Here is a 20,762-nt window from a genome sequence, read left to right as displayed (position 1 = left end):
ATAATCAGGCCCTGTTTGCTTAACCGGCTCGACCATGACCGAACTGCTTGTCGCCCTTCTCAGCGCCGCCCTGATCAGCCATTACCTGCTGCGTCTGACGCTGCCCGGTGATCCACAGCTGGAGCGGCGGCGGGTGCATGCCCTGGGGTTGGCGACCACGTTGTTGGTCGCATTCAGCGGCCTATCGGCCTGCCTGCTGGATAAATTTGTATTACAACCCTTGGCGCTGGGCGCGTTATGGCTGTTTGCTTATGTACCCGTGGTGATTCTATTGAGTCAGCCGTTGCTGAATGCGCTTGCCCGCCGCGTGCCCGCACTGCCCTTCGATGGGTTATGGGTGCCGCTGCTGGCTAGCACCGGCGTGCTCAGCGTGGCCCTCCTGGGCCCGGGCAACGCAGGCGAGCTGATCTATAGCCTGGGCATCGGCCCCGCGTTCTGGCTGGTCCTCAGCCTGTTCAACGACCTGCGCCAGCGAATAGACGAAAACGATATCCCCAGGCCCTTCAAAGGCCTGCCCGTGGACCTGCTGAGTGCCGGGCTGCTGGCGGTGGCGTTCCTGGGCTTAAACGCAATGATCAAACCATGAGCCTGATTGAACGTATCGATGCCCTGCTGCCCCAGACCCAATGCGGCAAATGCGGGCACCCGGGTTGCAGACCCTACGCCGAGGGTATCGCCCAGGGCGAAGCCATCAACAAGTGCCCCCCGGGCGGCACCGAGACCATTGCCGAGCTGGCGCAGTTGTTGAGCTTGCCCCCCTTGGAGCTGGACCGCGCCCGTGGCGAAGCACCCGCGCAGGTTGCCTTCATCCGCGAGGCCGAGTGCATCGGCTGCACCAAGTGCATCCAGGCCTGCCCGGTGGATGCGATTGTCGGCGCGGCCAAGCTGATGCACACCGTTATCGTGGATGAATGCACCGGCTGTGACCTGTGTGTCGCGCCTTGCCCGGTGGATTGCATCGACATGCTGCCACTGCCCCAGGCCACGGTACTGCCGATTGTCGCGGGCTATGCCACTACGGCCGAGGAGCGCCAGGCGCGGGCGACCAAGCGTGATCGCGCCCGGCGTCGCTTCGAGCAGCGCAATGCACGGCTGCAACGCGAGGAAGCGCACAAGCTGGCCGAACGCCTGGCCCGCAACCAACGCCCGGCCCCCAGCGAAGCGATCAATAGCAATCCGCTACAGGCCGCCATCGAACGCGTGCGTGCGCAAAAAGCCGCAGACATCGACGCAGCGCTTAAAAAAGCCAAGATCAACCTGGCCATGAGCCGGGCCCAACTGCACAAATCCTTGAAAGCCTTTGGCCATCCGCCGACCTTTGAGCAGCAGTCGCAATTGATCATCCTGCAGCAGCAATTTGAGTGCGCCGAACAGGCATTGATCGCGCTTCAAGCAAACGCCCCTGCGGCGACGCCTCCCAAGGCCATTAAAGATCCTGGGCTCAAGCAGGCAAAAATCCAGCTGGCCATGCGCCGCGCCGCGCTGAAAAAAGCCCAGGACACCCTTGCCGATGCCGAGCAACTGGCCACGCTGGCTGCAGCCCTGACCGCCGCCGAACAGGCCTTGCATGCCGCCGAAGAAACCTCCGAGCAGCCTCGGCCTGACCTGCAACGTGTCGAGAAGCGGCCCATCGACAGCCAGCTTCGCCAGTTGAAGACGGCGCTGGCCTATGCCCGCGCCGACCTGAGCAAACTCGAGCGCCAACCTGCCAGCAGTACAACCGAGTTGACGAACGCCAGGCAGCGCCTGGATGACGCCCAGCGCTTGGTGGATGAACATGTCGGCGCCTGAGGTTATCGAGCGCCAGCAACAGGCCATGCAGCGCCTGTTAATGGCGGCAACGCCTGGCTTGCTGGTGCTGTTCTGGCTATATGGCTGGGGCGTGTTGATCAATCTGTTGCTGGCCGGCACCTGCGCATGGGCAGTCGAAGCCGGGGTGCGCCGGTTGCGCGGTCATGGCTCCAACGACCTGAGCGGCCTGGTCAGCGCGACGCTGCTGGCCCTGGCGCTGCCCCCTTATTGCCCGTGGTGGTTATGCCTGGGCGCCGTCAGCAGTGGATTGCTGTTGGGCAAACACCTGTATGGCGGCAAACAGAACCCCTTCAACCCGGCCATGCTCGGTTATGCGCTGATGCTGCTGGCTTTCCCCCAACCGATGACCCATTGGCCGGCGTCCCACGGCCTCGACCTGCTGGCCGGCCTGCAGCAGGTGTTCGGCCTGCACGGCGAGACCGCCGATGCCTGGGCCCGAGCCACGGCGCTGGACGCTTTGCGCATCAACAACAGCCTGACCATCGATGAGCTGTTTGCCCGCCACCCGGCCTTCGGCCAAATCGCCGGTAAAGGCAGCGAGTGGGTGAACCTGGCGTTTCTCGCGGGCGGCCTCTTTTTGCTGCAGCAACGGGTCTTCAGTTGGCATGCGCCGGTGGGCATGCTTGCCAGCCTGTTTGTTATCAGCTTGCTGTGCTGGAACGGCTCCGGGTCCGACTCCCACGGCTCGCCGCTGTTTCATCTGTTGACCGGGGCCACCATGCTCGGGGCCTTCTTTATCATCACCGAGCCCGTGTCGGGTGCGAAAAGTGCGCGGGCGCGCCTGCTGTTTGGTGTAGGCGTGGGAGTGCTGACCTATCTGATCCGCACCTGGGGCAGTTACCCGGATGGCCTGGCGTTTGCGGTGCTGATGATGAACCTGGCGGTGCCGGCACTTGAGCGCTGGACGCAGCCGCAGGCGGTGAAGGCATGAAGCGCACGTCTCAAGCCGTGATCGTGCTGCTGATCGCCATCGGCGCGGCGGGCCTGACGATAGGCCTGCAACAGCTGACCGCCAAGCCGATTGCCGCGCAGCTGCGTGAAATGCACAGTCGGGCGCTGTTGGATGTGCTGCCCGTCGGCAGCTATGACAATCAACCGCTGGAGCAGCCTTTAGGCATCACCTCGGGAATGCTGGACAACAGCCAACTGCTGGGTGGTTACCGCGCGACCTTGGCCGGCACCCCCAGTGCGGTGGTGCTGCGCTCGCAGGTCGATGGATACGGTGGGTGCATAGAGTTGCTGATTGCCATCGACCACAACGCCAAGCTGCTCGGGGTAAAGACCCTGGAGCACAGAGAAACGCCGAGCCTGGGCGGGCACATTGGCGAGCCTGGTAATGCGTGGCTGGCCTCATTCATGGGCATGTCGCGGGAAAACCCACAGGTTTGGGCGCTGAAGAAAGACAGCGGCCAGTTTGACCAGATGGCCGGTGCGACTATTACCTCCCGCGCGGTGATCAACGCGATCCATGATGCCTTGCGTTACTTTGACGAGCATCGTCAGGCGCTGCTGGAGACCACCGGCCATGACTAAGCCATTCGCCCTCGGCAGCCTGTTACTGCTGCCTGCGCTGCTGGGTGTCAGCGCTACGCTGGCGAGCGCTGTGGCCTTCTGGGCTCTGTGGGTAACGATCTTGACGTTGCATGGCTGCAGCTGCGGCTGGGTACGCAACCACCTCAGTGGCAACTGGCGGCTGGCTGCCAATGTGTTGCTGGCCACCACCTGGGTCAGTTGCGCGCATTTAGTGGCGCAAGCCCTGGCCTTAGGCCCGTCTACCCCCGTGGGGGCATACCTGGCGCTGATCGGTATGCAATGCGTACTGCTTGAGCATGAGGGTTTGTTCGCCACCGACCGGCGCAGGGCGCGGCTCCAACTGTTCGCCGTAGCCGCCGGGTTGCTGCTCGCTCTCGCCCTATTGCGTTTTTTACTCGGCAACAGCATCGCCATCCTTGCCCCTACAGGGTTTATCCTGCTCGGGTTACTGCTTGCCGGGTGGCAAGCCTGGACCCAACGCCGCACACCTCTTTGAAGGAACAGCTCGCCCCATGAATGCCGCAAAACGCCTGGAGATCTTTCGCCGGTTTCACGAGGACAACCCGGAGCCCAAGACCGAACTGGCCTACTCGTCGCCGTTCGAGTTGCTGATTGCCGTGATCCTGTCTGCGCAATCGACGGACGTGGGCGTTAACAAGGCCACGGCCAAGCTGTTCCCGGTCGCCAACACCCCGGCCGCGATCCACGCCCTGGGGGTTGAAGGGTTGTCGCAGTACATCAAGACCATTGGCCTTTACAACAGCAAGGCGAAAAACGTCATTGAAACCTGCCGGTTGCTGGTCGAGTTGCATGGTGGAGAAGTGCCAGAAACCCGGGAAGCACTCGAGGCATTGCCCGGCGTAGGCCGCAAGACCGCCAATGTGGTGCTCAATACTGCATTTCGCCAATTGACCATGGCGGTGGACACCCACATTTTCCGCGTCAGCAACCGCACCGGAATCGCTCCGGGAAAGAATGTGGTGGAAGTGGAGAAGCAACTGATGAAGTTTGTACCCAAACCTTACCTGCTCGACTCACACCATTGGTTGATCCTGCACGGTCGTTATGTGTGCCAGGCCCGCAAGCCGCGCTGTGGCAGCTGTCGCATCGAAGATTTGTGTGAATACAAGGAAAAGACGTCGGACGATTGAGCAATCATTGCTTTTATTGATCAGTCGATTGAAAAAATCTTTTTTACCCGGTGCACGATTGTCGATATAAGGAGCCCCAACGGCAGTCTTAGCCTGGAGTTAACCTTATGAGCACTGGCAAAGAACAACTGGATGTAGAAGATGACTTTGTGGCCACCGACGCCGACGAGGCAGCCGAGGCACCTGTAGAAGTTGCCAAGACCAATTTGAGCAAACGCCGCACCATCGACAACCTTCTGGAAGAGCGACGCTTGCAAAAACAGTTGGCCGAATACGATTTCGATCTCTAGCCAAGCGATCACACAGAAGCCTCCGCCATGGAGGCTTTTCCTGCCTGTTGCTCCCTGCTTCTTAAACCAGGCCGTTACGCTGAGCGAGCTCGATCAGGTCCACCAGGGACCGGGCATTGAGCTTGAGCAGCAAGCGAGTCTTGTACGTGCTCACCGTCTTGTTGCTGAGGAACATCCCATCAGCGATCTCCTTGTTGGTCTTTCCCTGGGCCAATTGCTGCAACACCATCATCTCCCGGCCTGAGAGCCGCTCGACCATATCGGCTTCACTGGTGTTGCCCTGTGTGGAGCGCACCGAGTTGAGTGCCTGGTTGGGGAAGTAGCTGTAGCCAGACAGCACCGCCTTGATCGCGCTCAGCAACTCGGTGAGGTCCTGCTGCTTGCACACGTAGCCCGCTGCGCCGGCCTGCATGCAGCGCATGGAAAAGTGGCCGGGCGCCTGTGACGTCAGCACCAGTACCTTGAACGGTTGCACCTGTTTTGTGGAAGACAGGCGACAAATAACTTCCAGGCCGTCAAGTTTGGGGATTCCAATATCCAGGATGACAATATCCGGCATATGCTCCCGTGCTAGTTGCAACGCGTCGACTCCGTTATCGGTCTCTGCAACGACCTCATAACCATGACGTTCCATTAGCATGCGTACAGCAAGACGAATGACGGGATGATCATCCACGATCAGCACTTTATTCATGGGCAAGTCCAATTTCGCTGTTCGAATTATTCAGAACCAGCACAATAGCCTAGTCGTTTCGTCCTTGGCATAGCACTCCCCCCCAAGTAACGACAAGCAGAGACCCAACCCACAAAGTTATGAGAATAGGACTACAAAAAAACGCCTATATGGATGTGTCGGTTTTTGTTCAGCCTTTCAGAACTTTCCGCGGCCAAACATATCTTGAGCAAAAAAAGCCCCCGGTGCCCCGGAAAAGTAAACGGGACGCACGCCAATCACAGCAAATACCTATTGCACGGCCCGCTTGTGCGGGCGCCGCAGCCGCCTAAGGCATTTCAAAAAAGTTCCCTTGTGCAATAGCTACTGACAATACCTGGAATTATCTGACAGATATTTCCACAAACTAAATAAAACACCCCGTCCGCCCTACTAAACAACCGAATGGATTTAAACACAATTAACACCACGCACCGGGCGGACCAACTTTCAGATACAAAATCCAAGCGCAAAAACACTAAGAAACACCGCAAGCCTCACTCTCGAGTGACAACATTAAACATCAATAAACACTCACCCTAATTCCAGGCAAAAAAAATGGCCCCTCTTACCGAGGGACCATTTTTATGAGGCTTCAGATACTTCAGAACAACTTGCGGCCTTTGTTCGCCGCAATGCGCATGCGCAGTGCATTGAGCTTGATGAAACCCGCAGCGTCAGCCTGATTGTAAGCACCGCCATCTTCTTCAAACGTGGCGATGTTGGCATCGAACAGCGACTCATCGGACTTGCGACCGGTAACGATCACGTTGCCCTTGTACAGTTTCAGGCGCACAACACCGTTCACATGGACCTGGGAAGCGTCGATCATCTGTTGCAGCATCAGGCGCTCAGGGCTCCACCAGTAACCGGTGTAGATCAGGCTGGCGTACTTGGGCATCAGCTCATCTTTTAGGTGTGCCACTTCGCGGTCCAGGGTGATGGACTCGATGGCGCGGTGAGCGCGCAGCATGATGGTGCCACCTGGGGTTTCGTAGCAGCCACGGGACTTCATGCCCACGTAACGGTTCTCTACGATATCCAGACGACCAATACCGTGCTCGCCACCGATACGGTTCAGGGTCGCCAGTACAGTGGCCGGGGTCATTTCGACGCCATCCAGCGCGACGATATCGCCGTTGCGATAGGTCAGTTCAAGGTACTGCGGCTTATCGGGAGCGTTCTCCGGGGAGACGGTCCACTTCCACATGTCTTCTTCGTGCTCGGTCCAGGTGTCTTCCAGCACGCCGCCTTCATAAGAGATATGCAGCAGGTTGGCGTCCATCGAGTACGGGGACTTCTTCTTACCGTGGCGCTCGATCGGGATGGCGTGCTTTTCAGCGTAATCCATCAGTTTTTCGCGGGACAGCAGGTCCCACTCACGCCAAGGGGCAATCACTTTTACGCCGGGTTTCAAGGCATAGGCGCCCAGTTCGAAACGCACCTGGTCGTTGCCCTTGCCGGTGGCGCCATGGGAAATGGCGTCAGCGCCAGTTTCGTTGGCGATTTCGATCAGGCGCTTAGCGATCAGCGGACGTGCGATGGAAGTACCCAGCAGGTACTCGCCTTCGTAGACGGTGTTGGCGCGAAACATCGGGAAAACGAAATCGCGGACGAATTCTTCGCGCAGGTCGTCAATGTAGATCTCTTTGACGCCCATGGCTTGCGCCTTGGCTCGTGCAGGTTCGACCTCTTCGCCCTGACCCAGGTCAGCGGTAAAGGTCACCACTTCACAGTTATAAGTATCCTGCAGCCACTTGAGGATCACCGAAGTGTCCAGGCCGCCGGAATACGCGAGAACGACCTTGTTTACGTCGGCCATGCCATCACTCCACGGGGTTTTACGGAAAGGCGTCGATTCTACCGATCAAAACCGTGAAATTACAGGGGCGCGACAGCAAATGAAGATAAAGCGACAGATTATGTCGGGCGAGCGACGAATGGCCGCACCTCAAAACGCCTTAGCCGTGGGCATCAGATGCCCAGCGTCATCGTTGATGACCACCGCTGGCAGGCAGCTCCCACAGAGGAATATCAGGAGGTCGCTGCCGCATTCGCCGGGGCCGTGGCCTGGGGGGCCGGTTTTTCGGGGGCCGGTACGCGATCGAGGTGGATATTGACCCGCCGGTTCTTCGCCCGGTTGGCCGGATTGGTATTGGGTACCAACGGATAACGCTCACCATGGAAGCGCAGGACAATCTGCGACTCGGGGATGCCGTTGGCCTTGAAGAAGTCCATCACCGCCAAGCCCCGGCGCCGGGACAGGTCGCGATTGGTCAGGCGGTTGCCGCTGTTGTCCGAGTGGCCGTCCAGTTCGATATGGTTGACCGTAGGGTCGGCCTTGATGAATTCGAGCATCACCATCAGCTTGGCCTTGGCTGCCGGGTCCAGGTCGATACCCCCGCCCGGAAAACCTACTTCCGCCTGCTTGACCTGCTCGAAGTTCATCGGCAGCAACTTCGCGGTACACAACTGGTAGTCGCTATAGGCCTTATTGAATCGCACCGGCAGCAGGCGGATTTCCGAATAACCGCCGTCCCGGGAATAGTGGCGCACGGTGGGGCTGCGGCCATCCAGCAAGCCGTTGAACAGGCGTCCGGCCTGGGCCTGGGAGCTGTTGAACAGCACATCGCCGCTGCCCGCACGCACGGCACCGAGGTTGATATCACCGCGCCCCGGCTGCCACGGCGCGGCCGCTGCCAATAGCGTGGCAGATCCAACGCCCAGCGCGCCGTTATAGGCTTTCAGACGAAATGTCGCCTGCTCGCCGGCCCTGCGCACGAACTCCCCCGAACCAAAATCGGCGATCGGCTGGCTCAAGCGGCACTCGAACTTGTCGCCTTCCACCTTCCACTCGATATTCTCCAGGCGCGTCTGGAATGTCAGGGCCATCGCGGGCAGGCTGGCGAACACGCTGAGCAGGGCTAGATATTGCTGGCGCACGGGCGGCTCCACTGGTTTCTACAACACATCAAGGCGTCATACATCGTTAAGGCATACCCAGGGATATCGGTCGCACCCTGCAAAACTTGATAGCGAGTGCCTGCAAGAGTCTTTTCCGGTAGCATTCCCACCAGATTGACCCGCCTGGAATCCCCAATGTCCGACCGCCTGACCCTGCTGCGTCCCGACGACTGGCATATTCATCTTCGCGATGGTGCTGCGTTGCCCCAAACCGTGGCCGATGTTGCGCGCACGTTTGGCCGCGCCATCATCATGCCTAACCTGGTACCTCCGGTGCGTAATGCCGCTGAAGCCGACGCCTATCGCCAGCGCATCCTCGCTGCACGACCGGCCGGTAGCCGCTTCGAACCGTTGATGGTGCTTTACCTTACCGACCGCACCCAGCCCGCCGAAATCCGCGAGGCCAAGGCCAGCGGTTTCGTGCACGCCGCCAAGCTGTACCCGGCCGGCGCCACGACCAACTCCGACTCCGGCGTAACCAGTATCGACAAGATCCTGCCCGCCATCGAAGCCATGGCCGAAGTAGGCATGCCGCTGCTGATCCACGGTGAAGTCACCCGTGGCGATGTGGATGTCTTCGATCGCGAGAAGATCTTCATCGACGAGCACATGCGCCGCGTGGTCGAGCTGTTCCCGACCCTCAAGGTCGTGTTCGAGCACATCACCACCGCAGACGCCGTGCAGTTCGTCACCGAGGCTTCGGCCAACGTCGGCGCAACCATCACCGCGCACCACCTGCTGTACAACCGCAACCACATGCTGGTGGGCGGGATTCGGCCGCACTTCTATTGCCTGCCGATCCTCAAGCGCAACACCCATCAGGTGGCATTGCTCGATGCGGCTACCAGCGGCAGCGCGAAGTTCTTCCTCGGCACCGACTCGGCGCCCCACGCCCAGCACGCCAAGGAAGCCGCCTGCGGTTGCGCCGGTTGCTACACCGCCTACGCGGCGATCGAGCTGTACGCCGAGGCCTTCGAATCGCGCAATGCCCTGGACAAACTCGAGGCCTTCGCCAGCCTCAATGGCCCGCGTTTCTATGGCCTGCCGGCGAATACCGACCGTATTACCCTGGTCCGTGAAGACTGGACCGCCCCCACCAGCCTGCCATTTGGCGAGCTGACCGTTATCCCGCTGCGCGCCGGTGAAACACTGCGCTGGCGCCTGCTGGAGGAACACCCGTGAGTGAAGACCATTACGACGACGAACAGGAACACGGTGGCGGCGGTTCGCGTCACCCGATGGCCGAGCGTTTTCGCGGCTATCTGCCGGTCGTTATCGACGTAGAAACCGGCGGTTTCAATTGCGCCACCGATGCACTGCTGGAAATTGCGGCAACCACCATCGGCATGGACGAACAGGGCTTTGTGTATCCAGAACACACCCATTTCTTCCGCGTCGAGCCGTTTGAAGGCGCCAATATCGAAGCAGCAGCCCTGGAGTTCACCGGGATCAAGCTCGACCATCCGTTGCGCATGGCCGTCAGCGAAGAGGCGGCATTGACCGACATCTTCCGTGGCGTGCGCAAGGCCTTGAAGGCCAACGGCTGCAAACGCGCGATCCTGGTCGGCCACAACAGCAGTTTCGACCTGGGCTTCCTCAACGCCGCCGTGGCGCGCCTGGACATGAAACGCAACCCGTTTCACCCGTTCTCCAGCTTTGACACCGCTACCCTGGCTGGCCTGGCTTATGGCCAGACCGTATTGGCCAAGGCATGCCAGGCAGCCGGCATCGACTTCGACGGACGTGAAGCCCACTCGGCTCGCTACGACACCGAGAAGACCGCCGACCTGTTCTGCGGCATCGTCAACCGCTGGAAACAGATGGGCGGCTGGGAAGACTTCAGCGACTGATTGCGTCGCCAAATCCCACTCATAAAAAAACCGGCCTTCTCAGGCCGGTTTTTTTTACCGCAACCCTGGCTTACAGCTTGCCAGCGTTCTCGGTCAGGTAAGCGGCAACGCCTTCTGGCGAAGCGTTCATGCCCTTGTCGCCTTTTTTCCAGTTGGCTGGGCAGACTTCGCCGTGCTCTTCGTGGAATTGCAGAGCGTCGACCAGGCGGATCAGCTCTTCCATGTTACGGCCCAGCGGCAGGTCGTTGATGATCTGCGAGCGCACAACGCCCTTGTCGTCGATCAGGAACGCGCCACGGAAAGCCACGCCGCCTTCGGACTCAACGTCGTAGGCCTTGGCGATGTCGTGCTTCATGTCGGCAGCCATGGTGTATTTGACTTTGCCGATACCGCCATCATTGATGGCGGTGTTGCGCCAGGCGTTGTGGGTGAAATGGGAGTCGATGGAAACGGCAACCACTTCAACGTTACGCGCCTTGAAATCGTCCATGCGGTGATCCAGGGCGATCAGCTCGGACGGGCAGACGAAGGTGAAGTCCAGCGGGTAGAAGAACACCAGGCCGTATTTGCCTTTGATGGCTTCAGACAGCTTGAAGCTGTCAACGATTTCGCCATTGCCGAGGACGGCTGGTACGTCGAAATCCGGGGCTTGTTTGCCGACGAGTACGCTCATTGGTTATCTCCTGATGGTAATTGAAGTAAATGGACCGCCCTTGAGTCTGCCGCAAATTGACGACAGGCCTGTGACGCGATCACGCTTCGTAAAGACCGACCATCATACCTGAAAAAAGCCGTTCGTCAGTGAGGGCCCCACGGGGGGCAACGGTTTGAGAAAGCACTTTGACAATCATTCTCGTTAACATTAAGATCCATCGCACTTAAGCCTTAAACCGCGATGGTTCTCCCTTATGTATGTCTGCCTCTGCACTGGCGTCACCGACGGACAAATCCGCGAAGCGATCTATGAAGGTTGCTGCAGCTACAAGGAAGTGCGTGAAACCACCGGCGTTGCCAGTCAATGCGGCAAATGTGCCTGCCTTGCCAAGCAAGTCGTACGGGAAACCCTGACAAAACTGCAGGTAGCCCAGGCCGCGATCCCCTACTCGGCAGAATTTACACACGCCTGAAACAGCCTATTTTAAAGAACCGGACTTAGTGTCCGGTTTTTTTATGCCTGTAATTCAAATAGTTAGGCCCAAGACGCGGAACACAAACATTCTTATTCCGATTAATTTTCATTTATTATTCAATAACTTAGGTTTGACACTAGTAATCGTGCAGCTCAAACTCCGCCCTATATACAGCGAACACAGGGCAGGACCCCAATCATGAAAGGCGACATCTCAGTCATCCAGCAACTCAACAAAATCCTTGCCAATGAACTGGTCGCGATCAATCAGTACTTCCTGCATGCACGCATGTATGACGACTGGGGCCTGGAAAAACTCGGCAAGCGTGAGTACAAGGAATCGATCAAGGCTATGAAGGACGCAGACGCGCTGATCAAGCGCATCCTGTTCCTTGAAGGCCTGCCGAACGTACAGGACCTGGGCAAGCTGAACATCGGCGAGCACACCCTGGAAATGCTCAACAGCGACCTGGGTTTCGAGCGCAAGAGCCATGCCGACCTCAAGGCCGCCATCGCCCACTGCGAGACCAAGGGCGACTTCGGCAGCCGTGAGCTGCTGGAAGATATCCTGGAAGACCAGGAAGAACATATCGACTGGCTGGAAACCCAAGTTGGCCTGATCGACAAAGTGACCCTGGAGAACTACCTGCAATCGCAGATGGGTGAGTAATCTCTAATTATTGTAGGAGCGAGCTTGCTCGCGAAAAGCGTGAAGGCGCCGCGTTCATTCAGAATGCTCGCGCTATCGTTAACGTCCTTCGCGAGCAAGCTCGCTCCTACAGGTACAAAAAAGCCCCGCTCTCGAATGAGAAGCGGGGCTTTTTATTGTGCGCCAATTACGCTTCGGTCTTGGCAGCCGCTTTTTCAGCAGCCTCCTTGATCAGCGCCTGCAACGAACCATCAGCCGCCATTTCGGTGATGATATCGCTACCGCCGACCAGCTCACCGGCCACCCACAGTTGTGGGAACGTTGGCCAATTGGCGTACTTCGGCAGGTTGGCGCGGATTTCCGGGTTTTGCAGGATATCCACGTAAGCGAACTTTTCACCACACTGCATGACAGCCTGGGAAGCCTTCGCGGAGAAGCCACACTGCGGGGCATTCGGGGCGCCCTTCATGTAAAGCAGAATGGTGTTGTTGGCAATCTGCTCTTTAATCGTTTCGATGATATCCATGGAACACCTCGGCTGGAACTTTGCGACTCACAGGTCGGCACGGTGGCGCATTGTAACGCAAAATCCCAGCGTGGTGCTCGGGCTCCCCGACAGACTCACTGCGTCACGCCGCCGCGACCTGCACCGGCACGCCATTCAATGCCGCATTGCCCGACAACTCATCCAACTGCCGTTCATCCGTCAGGTCATTGGCACTCGCCCCAGGCTGGGCACTGGCGATGTTCATGTGTACACCCGGGCGGTCATGGCCCCAACCGTGGGGCAGGCTGACCACGCCGGGCATCATTTCCAGGCTGGCCAACACCTGTACTTCGATCATGCCGATCCGCGAACTGACCCGCACCCGCTGCCCGTCACTCAGTTGGCGACGGGCAAGGTCATCGGGGTGCATCAGCAATTGATGGCGGGGTTTGCCCTTCACCAGCCGGTGATAATTATGCATCCACGAATTATTGCTGCGTACATGCCGGCGGCCGATCAACAGTAACTCGTCGACCTTGGGCAGCGGCAACGCCGCAAACCGCGCCAGGTCCGCCAGGATCACCGGCGGCGCCGCCTGGACCCGGCCATTGGCAGTTTTCAAGCGCCCCGCCAGATTGGCCTTCAGGGGCCCCAGGTCCAGACCATGGGGATGATCGGCCAGCATGGCCACCGACAGCTTGTGCGGGGAGGCGTCACCATAGGCCCCCGCCCGCAAGCCAAAATCAATCATCTGCGCCGGCGCCATCGTGGGCTTGAGCGGGCTGCCGGTACGGGCCGCAAACGCCTGGGCCAAGCCGACGAAAATCTCCCAATCGTGCAACGCCCCCTCGGGCTTGGGCAGAATCGCCCGGTTGAAGCGGGTGACGTTACGCACCGCAAACATATTGAACGTGGTGTCGTAATGATCGTTTTCCAGGGCCGAAGTCGATGGCAGGATCAGGTCGGCATAACGGGTGGTTTCATTGATATACAGGTCGACGCTGACCATAAACTCCAGGCCATCCAGCGCCTGCTCCAGTTGCCGACCGTTCGGCGTGGACAACACCGGATTGCCAGCCACTGTGACCAGCGCGCGGATCTGCCCTTCGCCCGCAGTAAGCATTTCTTCAGCCAGGGCCGACACGGGCAACTCGCCGCTGTATTCGGGACGCCCGGACACCCGACTCTGCCACCGATTGAAGTGCCCGCCGGATGTGGCCGCCACCAGGTCCACCGCAGGCTCGGTGCACACGGCGCCACCTACCCGGTCCAGATTGCCCGTGACCAGGTTGATCAACTGCACCAGCCAGTGGCACAAGGTGCCAAATGCCTGGGTCGACACCCCCATGCGCCCGTAGCAGACGGCCTTGTCTGCGGCCGCAAAATCCCGCGCCAACTGGCGGATCTGCTCGGCCGGCACCGCGCATTGAGCGCTCATGGCTTCGGCGGTAAAGCCCGCGATGGCGCGGCGCACCTCGTCCAGTCCGTCCACCGGCAAGTGGCTATCACGGGTCAGGTGTTCGGCGAACAATGTGTTGAGCAGTCCGAACAGCAACGCCGCGTCCCCACCGGGGCGCACAAACAGATGCTGGTCGGCCATGGCCGCCGTCTCACTGCGCCGGGGATCGACCACCACCACTTTGCCGCCCCGCGCCTGAATCGCCTTCAGGCGCTTTTCCACGTCCGGCACAGTCATGATGCTGCCATTGGAAGCCAGTGGGTTGCCGCCCAGGATCAGCATGAAGTCGGTATGGTCGATATCCGGGATGGGCAGCAACAGCCCGTGCCCATACATCAAGTGGCTTGTGAGGTGATGGGGCAGTTGGTCCACCGAGGTCGCGGAAAAGCGATTGCGCGTCTTCAACTGCCCGAGGAAATAGTTGCTGTGGGTCATCAAGCCATAGTTGTGCACGCTGGGATTGCCCTGGTACACCGCCACCGCATTCTGCCCATGCCGCGCCTGGATGCCCGCCAGCCGCTCGGCCACCAGGGCGAAAGCCTCGTCCCAGGGGATCGGCTGCCATTGGCTGCCCACCCGCAGCATCGGCTGGTGCAGGCGATCGGGATCGTTCTGGATATCTTGCAGGGCCACGGCCTTGGGGCAGATATGGCCACGACTGAAGGTGTCCTGGGCGTCACCCTTGATCGAGGTGATGGCAATACTGCCTGCGTCCGAGGTGGTGGTTTCTAGGGTCAGGCCGCAGATCGCTTCGCACAGGTGGCAGGCACGGTGATGGAGAGTCTTGGTCATGGCCAGTCTCTTTATTAGGGCTTTGGCCCGACTATGGGCCGCGCCCTCCAGCGACGCCAGCAACGTTCGCCCTGTGAATCAACGGGCATCAGGCCAGGCCATGGGTAAGCATGAGTAAATGTTTCAAAAACCTCCCGCACCGCCCGGGAAACTGACGCGACCTGGCCCGAGGCCGCCATCACACATTGCAAAAGGTCGCGGCGCCAGTGTACAAATGACCCGCTGCTGTCCGTAAACAGGCCTCAAAAGTGCAATTCCCGCCCCTTTGACCCCCTCTAAAAAACCGTAGCCTATTGGTAAGACGCGACATTTAGTGTCAATATCGCGCCTCCCCCTATTTCGTCGCCCAGTGCGGCTTTCGCCGCAGGTCTCGCCCGTTGTCACAATAAACAAGGCTTTGAGTATCTGCGGTCTGTTGCAAAAAGGTAGTTAATGATGAGCGCAAGGCACTTTCTCTCCCTGATGGATTGCACGCCCGAAGAGCTGGTCAGCGTGATCCGTCGAGGCATTGAGCTTAAAGACCTGCGTAATCGCGGCGTACTGTTCGAGCCTTTGAAAAACCGCGTACTCGGGATGATTTTCGAGAAATCGTCCACCCGTACCCGCCTGTCCTTCGAAGCCGGCATGATCCAGCTCGGCGGCCAAGCCATTTTCCTGTCGCCCCGGGACACCCAACTGGGCCGGGGCGAGCCGATCAGCGATTGCGCCATTGTCATGTCGCGCATGCTCGATGCGGTGATGATCCGTACCTTCGCCCATAGCACCCTCACCGAATTTGCCGCCAACTCGCGGGTGCCGGTGATCAACGGGCTGTCCGATGACCTGCATCCGTGCCAGTTGCTGGCCGATATGCAGACGTTCCTCGAACATCGCGGCTCGATCCAGGGCAAGACCGTAGCCTGGGTCGGCGATGGCAACAATATGTGCAACAGCTATATAGAAGCGGCGATCCAGTTCGACTTCCATCTGCGCATTGCCTGCCCTGAAGGCTACGAGCCCAGCGCCGAATTCCTGGCCAAGGCCGACGCCCGCGTTCAAATCGTGCGCGACCCGAAAGACGCGGTGGTCGGCGCGCACCTGGTGAGCACCGACGTCTGGACCTCCATGGGCCAGGAAGACGAGACCGCCAAGCGCTTGGCCTTGTTCGCACCTTATCAAGTCACCCGTGAATTGCTCGACCTTGCCGCGCCGGATGTGTTGTTCATGCACTGCCTACCGGCCCATCGCGGCGAAGAAATCAGCCTCGACCTGTTAGACGACCAGCGCTCCGTCGCCTGGGACCAGGCAGAAAACCGCCTGCACGCCCAGAAGGCCCTGCTGGAGTTCCTGGTGCCACCGGCGTATCACCACGCATGAGCCAGCCACTTCTGCTGAACCTGCGCAATCTGGCATGCGGCTATCAGGACCAACGGGTGGTGCAGAACCTCAATCTGCACCTCAATGCCGGGGATATCGGTTGCCTGCTGGGCTCTTCCGGCTGCGGCAAGACCACCACCCTGCGCGCGATTGCCGGGTTTGAGCCGGTGCACGAAGGCGAAATAAACCTGGCCGGCCAAGTGATCTCCAGCGCCGGTTTTACCCTGGCACCGGAGAAACGCCGCATTGGCATGGTGTTCCAGGACTACGCACTGTTTCCACACCTCTGCGTGGCCGACAACATCGGCTTCGGCATTCGCAAACACCCGCAAAAAGAGCGCGTGGTGGCTGAATTGCTGGAGTTGGTCAACCTGAAGAACCTGGGCAAGCGCTTCCCTCACGAACTTTCCGGCGGCCAGCAACAGCGTGTGGCCCTGGCCCGTGCGCTGGCACCCGAGCCGCAGTTGCTGCTGCTGGACGAGCCCTTCTCCAACCTTGATGGTGAGCTGCGGCGCAAGCTCAGCCATGAAGTACGGGACATCCTCAAGGCCCGTGGTACCAGTGCGATCCTGGTCACCCATGACCAGGAAGAAGCCTTTGCCGTGAGCGACCACGTGGGTGTGTTCAAGGAAGGCCGGCTGGAACAATGGGATACGCCCTACAACCTCTATCACGAACCGCTGACGCCTTATGTCGCAAGTTTTATTGGCCAGGGTTACTTCATCCGCGGGCAATTGAGTTCGCCGGAATCGGTCAGCACCGAGCTGGGCGAATTGCGCGGCAATCGTGCCTATACCTGGCCGACTGGCAGCGCGGTGGATGTGTTACTGCGCCCGGATGACGTCGTTTATGCACCCGACAGCACGCTGAAAGCGCAGATCGTCGGCAAGACGTTCCTCGGTGCCTCGACCCTCTACCGCTTGCAGTTGCCGACCGGGGCCCAGCTGGAATCGATTTTCCCCAGCCATGCCGACCATCAGGTGGGTGCGCAGGTGGGAGTCCGCGTGGCGGCCGAGCATCTGGTGCTGTTCCAGGCCTCGGGGAGCACGGCGGCGCAGATTGCGCAGGTGGAGTCAGGTGTGCGGCGCTACAGCACTACCAGTTGAAGAAACCCGATCCAAAATGTGACAGCGCGCTAGTGTGGGAACCGGGCTTGCTCGCGATGCGGGCGCCTGGGTCTGTCAGTTGCATCAAGGTGATGCTATCGCAGGCAAGCCAGCTCCCACCGAGGCTGGCTCGCACATTCGATCCCGCTGTTCTTGACGTTACGCCCGGCCAATCGGCGCAAATGTCGCCTGGGTGTGCTCTGCCAACACCGCCGCCGCCAACTCCACCTCAAGTCCTCTCCTGCCTGCGCTGACAAATATTGTCGCAAAAGGCTGCGCGCTCACATCGATGAACGTGCGCAAGCGCTTCTTCTGCCCCAACGGGCTGATCCCCCCCAACAAATAACCGGTAGAGCGCTGCGCCGCTGCCGGGTCGGCCATCTCGACTTTCTTCACGCCCGCAGCATGCGCCAGGGCCTTCAAATCCAGACTTCCGACGACCGGCACCACCGCCACCAATAACTCAGCTTTTTCGCTGCTGGCGAGCAAGGTCTTGAACACCCGCGCAGGATCCAGGCTCAATTTTTCCGCGGCCTCCAGGCCATAAGAGGCGGCCTTGGGGTCATGTTCGTAACTGTGGATGCGATGTTCGGCGCGAACTTTTTTCAACAAGTCCAATGCGGGTGTCATTGGGGGCTCCAGGCTTGTGGGAAACGTGGAAAAGCAGACCGCCGATTCTAGGACAAACCCAGGCAAAACGCTCTAGTGCAGGGCACCGTGCGACCAATCCGCGCAGCGCCTGGGCACGCTTGCCGCCCGTTGCGCCAACGTAGTAGCGCGATCATTCATCACACTAATAGTTTGAAAATGACCGACCGTTCACTTTCGACCTTTGACAGCGGTGTTTCTTGTCTATATTTTTTCGTTTCCGAATACTGTAGGAATACACCCACAGTATCCGAGCAGTAGCCGTGGCCGGGATGGGGATTTTGGTGACGGTGAAAATCGCGCGAGGCCCGTTGAGGCACAGCGCCAGACAAGAAAAAAAACGAGGTTTTCAATGACAACTGCTCTTCAACAGCCTTCACTTTCAAGCCAATGCATGGCCGAGTTCCTCGGCACCGCGCTGCTGATCTTCTTCGGCACCGGCTGCGTCGCTGCGCTCAAGGTCGCGGGTGCCAGCTTCGGCTTGTGGGAGATCAGCATCATCTGGGGGATCGGCGTGAGCATGGCGATCTACCTGAGTGCCGGCATTTCCGGGGCTCATCTCAATCCAGCCGTCAGCATCGCGCTGTGCATCTTTGCCGATTTCGACAAGCGCAAACTGCCCTTCTATATCATCGCCCAGGTTGCCGGCGCCTTCTGTTCGGCTGCGTTGGTCTACACGCTCTACAGCAACCTGTTTTTCGATTACGAACAAACTCACCACATGGTTCGTGGCTCGGCGGCCAGCCTGGAACTGGCTTCGGTCTTCTCCACCTACCCTCACGCCCTGCTCAATACCGCCCAGGCATTCCTGGTGGAGATGGTTATCACCGCCATCCTGATGGGCGTGATCATGGCCCTGACCGACGACAATAACGGCTTGCCCCGTGGCCCCCTGGCGCCACTGCTGATCGGCTTGCTGATCGCGGTGATCGGCAGTGCCATGGGCCCGCTGACCGGGTTTGCGATGAACCCGGCCCGGGATTTCGGCCCCAAGCTGATGACGTTTTTCGCCGGTTGGGGTGAAATGGCCTTCACCGGCGGGCGCGATATTCCTTATTTCCTGATTCCGATCCTTGCACCGATTGTCGGTGCCTGCCTCGGCGCTGCGGCCTATCGCGGGTTGATTGCCCGCCATCTGCCCAACGCTGCACCTGCTACAACTGATGCAGCCGACACCGCCGCCAGCGGTAACACCCGAACTTCCTGAAAGCGGTAGCCTGAGCCCTTCTGCCCTTTGCGGCCCAGGCTACTTACCCACTCCCTTTTTCCGTCCAAGGCAATCGACATGACCGACACACAGAATAAGAACTACATCATTGCCCTCGATCAGGGCACCACCAGTTCCCGGGCGATCATCTTTGATCGTGACGCCAACGTGGTGTGCACCGCCCAACGTGAATTCGTCCAGCATTACCCGCAAGCCGGTTGGGTCGAACATGACCCGATGGAAATCTTCGCCACCCAAAGCGCCGTGATGGTCGAGGCCCTGGCACAGGCCGGCCTGCACCACGATCAGGTGGCCGCCATCGGCATCACCAACCAGCGTGAAACCACGGTGGTCTGGGACAAGATCACCGGCCGCCCGATCTACAACGCCATCGTCTGGCAATGCCGCCGCAGCACCGAGATCTGTCAGCAACTCAAGCGTGACGGCCATGAGCAATACATCAGCGACACCACCGGCCTGGTCACCGACCCGTACTTCTCTGGCACCAAGCTCAAGTGGATCCTCGATAACGTCGAAGGCAGCCGCGAACGCGCGCGCAATGGCGAACTGCTGTTCGGCACCATCGACAGCTGGCTGATCTGGAAATTTACCGGCGGCAAGACCCACGTCACCGACTACACCAACGCCTCGCGCACCATGCTCTTCAATATCCACACCCTGGAGTGGGACGCGAAGATGCTCGAGGTGCTGGACATCCCGCGCGAGATGCTGCCGGAGGTTAAATCCTCTTCGGAAATCTACGGCCGCACCAAAAGCGGGATTGCCATTGGCGGGATTGCCGGCGACCAGCAAGCGGCGCTGTTCGGCCAGATGTGCGTCGAGCCCGGCCAGGCGAAAAACACCTACGGCACCGGCTGCTTCCTGCTGATGAACACCGGCGACAAGGCGGTCAAATCCAAGCACGGCATGCTCACCACCATCGCTTGCGGCCCACGTGGCGAAGTGGCCTACGCCCTCGAAGGCGCAGTGTTCAACGGCGGCTCCACCGTGCAATGGCTGCGCGACGAGCTGAAGATCATCAACGATGCCCACGACACCGAGTACTTCGCCAACAAGGTCAAGGACAGCAACGGCGTGTACCTGGTGCCAGCGTTCACCGGCCTCGGCGCGCCGTACTGGGACCCCTATGCCCGTGGCGCACTGTTCGGCCTGACCCGCGGCGTACGTGTCGATCACATCATTCGTGCGGCCCTGGAGTCGATTGCCTACCAGACCCGCGATGTGCTCGACGCCATGCAGCAGGACTCTGGTGAACGCCTCAAATCCCTGCGGGTGGACGGCGGCGCCGTGGCCAACAACTTCTTGATGCAGTTCCAGGCCGACATCCTCGGCACCCAGGTCGAGCGCCCTCAAATGCGCGAGACCACCGCATTGGGCGCGGCCTACCTGGCCGGCCTGGCCTGTGGCTTCTGGGGCAGCCTGGATGAGCTGCGTGGCAAGGCGGTGATCGAGCGCGAATTCGAACCGCAACTGGACGAACCGGCCAAAGAAAAACTCTACGCCGGCTGGAAAAAAGCCGTCAGCCGCACCCGCGACTGGGAACCCCACGAAGGCGCTGAATAAGCCACGCGCCGGACCCACTTAGGGTTGCAACTG

22 protein-coding genes are annotated in these 20,762 nt (G+C 59.7%); 15 read left to right on the top strand and 7 right to left on the bottom strand.

The annotated features are described in order from the left end of the window. Positions 1–34: 34 nt before the first annotated feature. The 7 genes from BHC62_RS09095 to BHC62_RS09065 all read left to right on the top strand — a co-directional run bounded on the left by BHC62_RS09095 (position 35) and on the right by BHC62_RS09065 (position 4,786). Positions 35–586 carry an Rnf-Nqr domain containing protein gene (locus BHC62_RS09095; RefSeq protein WP_070994789.1) on the top strand — a complete coding sequence of 184 codons (552 nt, stop codon included), beginning with the start codon at positions 35–37 and terminating at the stop codon, positions 584–586. Beyond that, positions 583–1,791, top strand: coding sequence for an electron transport complex subunit RsxB (gene rsxB, locus BHC62_RS09090; RefSeq protein WP_070994788.1), 1,209 nt, complete (start codon positions 583–585; stop codon positions 1,789–1,791). Before BHC62_RS09095 ends, rsxB begins: the two co-directional genes overlap by 4 nt. After that, a complete protein-coding gene (locus BHC62_RS09085) occupies positions 1,778–2,743 on the top strand; it encodes an RnfABCDGE type electron transport complex subunit D (RefSeq protein WP_143007514.1) in 966 nt (321 codons plus the stop codon). Before rsxB ends, BHC62_RS09085 begins: the two co-directional genes overlap by 14 nt. Beyond that, on the top strand, positions 2,740–3,345 hold the full coding sequence (locus tag BHC62_RS09080; RefSeq protein ID WP_070994786.1) for an RnfABCDGE type electron transport complex subunit G: 606 nt from the start codon (positions 2,740–2,742) through the stop codon (positions 3,343–3,345). Before BHC62_RS09085 ends, BHC62_RS09080 begins: the two co-directional genes overlap by 4 nt. After that, positions 3,338–3,841, top strand: coding sequence for an Rnf-Nqr domain containing protein (locus BHC62_RS09075; RefSeq protein WP_070994785.1), 504 nt, complete (start codon positions 3,338–3,340; stop codon positions 3,839–3,841). Before BHC62_RS09080 ends, BHC62_RS09075 begins: the two co-directional genes overlap by 8 nt. Before the next feature lie 16 nt (positions 3,842–3,857). Then, the gene (gene nth, locus BHC62_RS09070) at positions 3,858–4,496 is read left to right on the top strand and encodes an endonuclease III (protein ID WP_029295251.1); all 639 of its coding nucleotides are present in this window, start codon (positions 3,858–3,860) and stop codon (positions 4,494–4,496) included. 107 nt (positions 4,497–4,603) lie between these two features. Next, complete coding sequence (locus BHC62_RS09065; RefSeq protein WP_029295249.1) at positions 4,604–4,786, top strand: PA3496 family putative envelope integrity protein; 183 nt, start codon at positions 4,604–4,606, stop codon at positions 4,784–4,786. Between the two features lie 61 nt (positions 4,787–4,847). On the opposite strand, the gene BHC62_RS09060 is transcribed toward BHC62_RS09065, so the two are convergent. From BHC62_RS09060 to BHC62_RS09050, 3 genes are all read right to left on the bottom strand, one after another. Then, positions 4,848–5,480, bottom strand: coding sequence for a response regulator transcription factor (locus BHC62_RS09060; RefSeq protein WP_029295246.1), 633 nt, complete (start codon positions 5,478–5,480; stop codon positions 4,848–4,850). Between the two features lie 622 nt (positions 5,481–6,102). Beyond that, positions 6,103–7,320, bottom strand: coding sequence for an argininosuccinate synthase (locus BHC62_RS09055; protein WP_029295244.1), 1,218 nt, complete (start codon positions 7,318–7,320; stop codon positions 6,103–6,105). A gap of 212 nt (positions 7,321–7,532) precedes the next feature. Beyond that, positions 7,533–8,441, bottom strand: a complete 909-nt coding sequence (locus BHC62_RS09050) for an OmpA family protein (protein ID WP_070994784.1) — start codon at positions 8,439–8,441, stop codon at positions 7,533–7,535. A gap of 156 nt (positions 8,442–8,597) precedes the next feature. Between BHC62_RS09050 and pyrC the strand changes: the two genes are divergently transcribed. Together pyrC and rnt are read left to right on the top strand one after the other, a co-directional pair. Next, positions 8,598–9,644 (top strand): dihydroorotase, encoded by a 1,047-nt coding sequence (pyrC, locus tag BHC62_RS09045; RefSeq protein WP_070994783.1) that lies wholly within the window; start codon positions 8,598–8,600, stop codon positions 9,642–9,644. Next, positions 9,641–10,312 carry a ribonuclease T gene (gene rnt / locus BHC62_RS09040; RefSeq protein ID WP_029295237.1) on the top strand — a complete coding sequence of 224 codons (672 nt, stop codon included), beginning with the start codon at positions 9,641–9,643 and terminating at the stop codon, positions 10,310–10,312. The genes pyrC and rnt overlap by 4 nt, the downstream gene beginning before the upstream one ends. Before the next feature lie 70 nt (positions 10,313–10,382). Here the strand turns inward: rnt and BHC62_RS09035 are convergent, their stop codons facing one another. Continuing rightward, the gene (locus BHC62_RS09035) at positions 10,383–10,985 is read right to left on the bottom strand and encodes a peroxiredoxin (protein ID WP_003172097.1); all 603 of its coding nucleotides are present in this window, start codon (positions 10,983–10,985) and stop codon (positions 10,383–10,385) included. Positions 10,986–11,220: 235 nt separating this feature from the next. Between BHC62_RS09035 and BHC62_RS09030 the strand changes: the two genes are divergently transcribed. Then, the gene (locus BHC62_RS09030) at positions 11,221–11,439 is read left to right on the top strand and encodes a bacterioferritin-associated ferredoxin (RefSeq protein ID WP_038442994.1); all 219 of its coding nucleotides are present in this window, start codon (positions 11,221–11,223) and stop codon (positions 11,437–11,439) included. 201 nt (positions 11,440–11,640) lie between these two features. Continuing rightward, positions 11,641–12,111, top strand: coding sequence for a bacterioferritin (bfr, locus tag BHC62_RS09025; protein WP_038442996.1), 471 nt, complete (start codon positions 11,641–11,643; stop codon positions 12,109–12,111). Positions 12,112–12,277: 166 nt separating this feature from the next. Here the strand turns inward: bfr and grxD are convergent, their stop codons facing one another. Beyond that, the gene (gene grxD / locus BHC62_RS09020) at positions 12,278–12,616 is read right to left on the bottom strand and encodes a Grx4 family monothiol glutaredoxin (RefSeq protein WP_029295186.1); all 339 of its coding nucleotides are present in this window, start codon (positions 12,614–12,616) and stop codon (positions 12,278–12,280) included. Positions 12,617–12,719: 103 nt separating this feature from the next. Continuing rightward, positions 12,720–14,828 (bottom strand): molybdopterin oxidoreductase family protein, encoded by a 2,109-nt coding sequence (locus BHC62_RS09015; protein ID WP_070994782.1) that lies wholly within the window; start codon positions 14,826–14,828, stop codon positions 12,720–12,722. A 435-nt stretch (positions 14,829–15,263) separates the two neighbouring features. Here BHC62_RS09015 and argF point away from each other — a divergent pair, with 435 nt between their 5' ends. Together argF and BHC62_RS09005 are read left to right on the top strand one after the other, a co-directional pair. After that, positions 15,264–16,184, top strand: coding sequence for an ornithine carbamoyltransferase (argF, locus tag BHC62_RS09010; protein ID WP_029295181.1), 921 nt, complete (start codon positions 15,264–15,266; stop codon positions 16,182–16,184). After that, positions 16,181–17,290 carry an ABC transporter ATP-binding protein gene (locus BHC62_RS09005; RefSeq protein WP_070994781.1) on the top strand — a complete coding sequence of 370 codons (1,110 nt, stop codon included), beginning with the start codon at positions 16,181–16,183 and terminating at the stop codon, positions 17,288–17,290. Before argF ends, BHC62_RS09005 begins: the two co-directional genes overlap by 4 nt. 159 nt (positions 17,291–17,449) lie before the next feature. Here the strand turns inward: BHC62_RS09005 and ybaK are convergent, their stop codons facing one another. Beyond that, on the bottom strand, positions 17,450–17,920 hold the full coding sequence (gene ybaK / locus BHC62_RS09000) for a Cys-tRNA(Pro) deacylase (protein WP_029295178.1): 471 nt from the start codon (positions 17,918–17,920) through the stop codon (positions 17,450–17,452). A 370-nt stretch (positions 17,921–18,290) separates the two neighbouring features. On the opposite strand from ybaK, the gene BHC62_RS08995 reads away from it, so the two are divergent. Both BHC62_RS08995 and glpK read left to right on the top strand, forming a co-directional pair. Next, entirely contained in the window at positions 18,291–19,145 is an 855-nt protein-coding gene (locus tag BHC62_RS08995; RefSeq protein WP_029295174.1) for an MIP/aquaporin family protein, read from the top strand. A gap of 78 nt (positions 19,146–19,223) precedes the next feature. Continuing rightward, a complete protein-coding gene (gene glpK / locus BHC62_RS08990; protein WP_070994780.1) occupies positions 19,224–20,729 on the top strand; it encodes a glycerol kinase GlpK in 1,506 nt (501 codons plus the stop codon). Positions 20,730–20,762 lie beyond the last annotated feature (33 nt).

The organism is Pseudomonas sp. 06C 126, assembly GCF_001855215.1.
GTDB classification, from domain to species: domain Bacteria; phylum Pseudomonadota; class Gammaproteobacteria; order Pseudomonadales; family Pseudomonadaceae; genus Aquipseudomonas; species Aquipseudomonas proteolytica.
This window is presented reverse-complemented; position numbering and strand designations above follow the sequence as displayed.

Coding starts and splice junctions, on each gene's coding strand:
- BHC62_RS09035 (WP_003172097.1), bottom strand. CDS start 10,985: ATGAGCGTACTCGTCGGCAAACAAGCCCCGGATTTCGACGTACCAGCC.
- argF (WP_029295181.1), top strand. CDS start 15,264: ATGAGCGCAAGGCACTTTCTCTCCCTGATGGATTGCACGCCCGAAGAG.
- BHC62_RS09030 (WP_038442994.1), top strand. CDS start 11,221: ATGTATGTCTGCCTCTGCACTGGCGTCACCGACGGACAAATCCGCGAA.
- ybaK (WP_029295178.1), bottom strand. CDS start 17,920: ATGACACCCGCATTGGACTTGTTGAAAAAAGTTCGCGCCGAACATCGC.
- BHC62_RS09095 (WP_070994789.1), top strand. CDS start 35: ATGACCGAACTGCTTGTCGCCCTTCTCAGCGCCGCCCTGATCAGCCAT.
- BHC62_RS09085 (WP_143007514.1), top strand. CDS start 1,778: ATGTCGGCGCCTGAGGTTATCGAGCGCCAGCAACAGGCCATGCAGCGC.
- nth (WP_029295251.1), top strand. CDS start 3,858: ATGAATGCCGCAAAACGCCTGGAGATCTTTCGCCGGTTTCACGAGGAC.
- BHC62_RS09055 (WP_029295244.1), bottom strand. CDS start 7,320: ATGGCCGACGTAAACAAGGTCGTTCTCGCGTATTCCGGCGGCCTGGAC.
- rsxB (WP_070994788.1), top strand. CDS start 583: ATGAGCCTGATTGAACGTATCGATGCCCTGCTGCCCCAGACCCAATGC.
- pyrC (WP_070994783.1), top strand. CDS start 8,598: ATGTCCGACCGCCTGACCCTGCTGCGTCCCGACGACTGGCATATTCAT.
- glpK (WP_070994780.1), top strand. CDS start 19,224: ATGACCGACACACAGAATAAGAACTACATCATTGCCCTCGATCAGGGC.
- bfr (WP_038442996.1), top strand. CDS start 11,641: ATGAAAGGCGACATCTCAGTCATCCAGCAACTCAACAAAATCCTTGCC.
- BHC62_RS08995 (WP_029295174.1), top strand. CDS start 18,291: ATGACAACTGCTCTTCAACAGCCTTCACTTTCAAGCCAATGCATGGCC.
- BHC62_RS09065 (WP_029295249.1), top strand. CDS start 4,604: ATGAGCACTGGCAAAGAACAACTGGATGTAGAAGATGACTTTGTGGCC.
- BHC62_RS09060 (WP_029295246.1), bottom strand. CDS start 5,480: ATGAATAAAGTGCTGATCGTGGATGATCATCCCGTCATTCGTCTTGCT.
- BHC62_RS09005 (WP_070994781.1), top strand. CDS start 16,181: ATGAGCCAGCCACTTCTGCTGAACCTGCGCAATCTGGCATGCGGCTAT.
- BHC62_RS09075 (WP_070994785.1), top strand. CDS start 3,338: ATGACTAAGCCATTCGCCCTCGGCAGCCTGTTACTGCTGCCTGCGCTG.
- grxD (WP_029295186.1), bottom strand. CDS start 12,616: ATGGATATCATCGAAACGATTAAAGAGCAGATTGCCAACAACACCATT.
- BHC62_RS09080 (WP_070994786.1), top strand. CDS start 2,740: ATGAAGCGCACGTCTCAAGCCGTGATCGTGCTGCTGATCGCCATCGGC.
- BHC62_RS09015 (WP_070994782.1), bottom strand. CDS start 14,828: ATGACCAAGACTCTCCATCACCGTGCCTGCCACCTGTGCGAAGCGATC.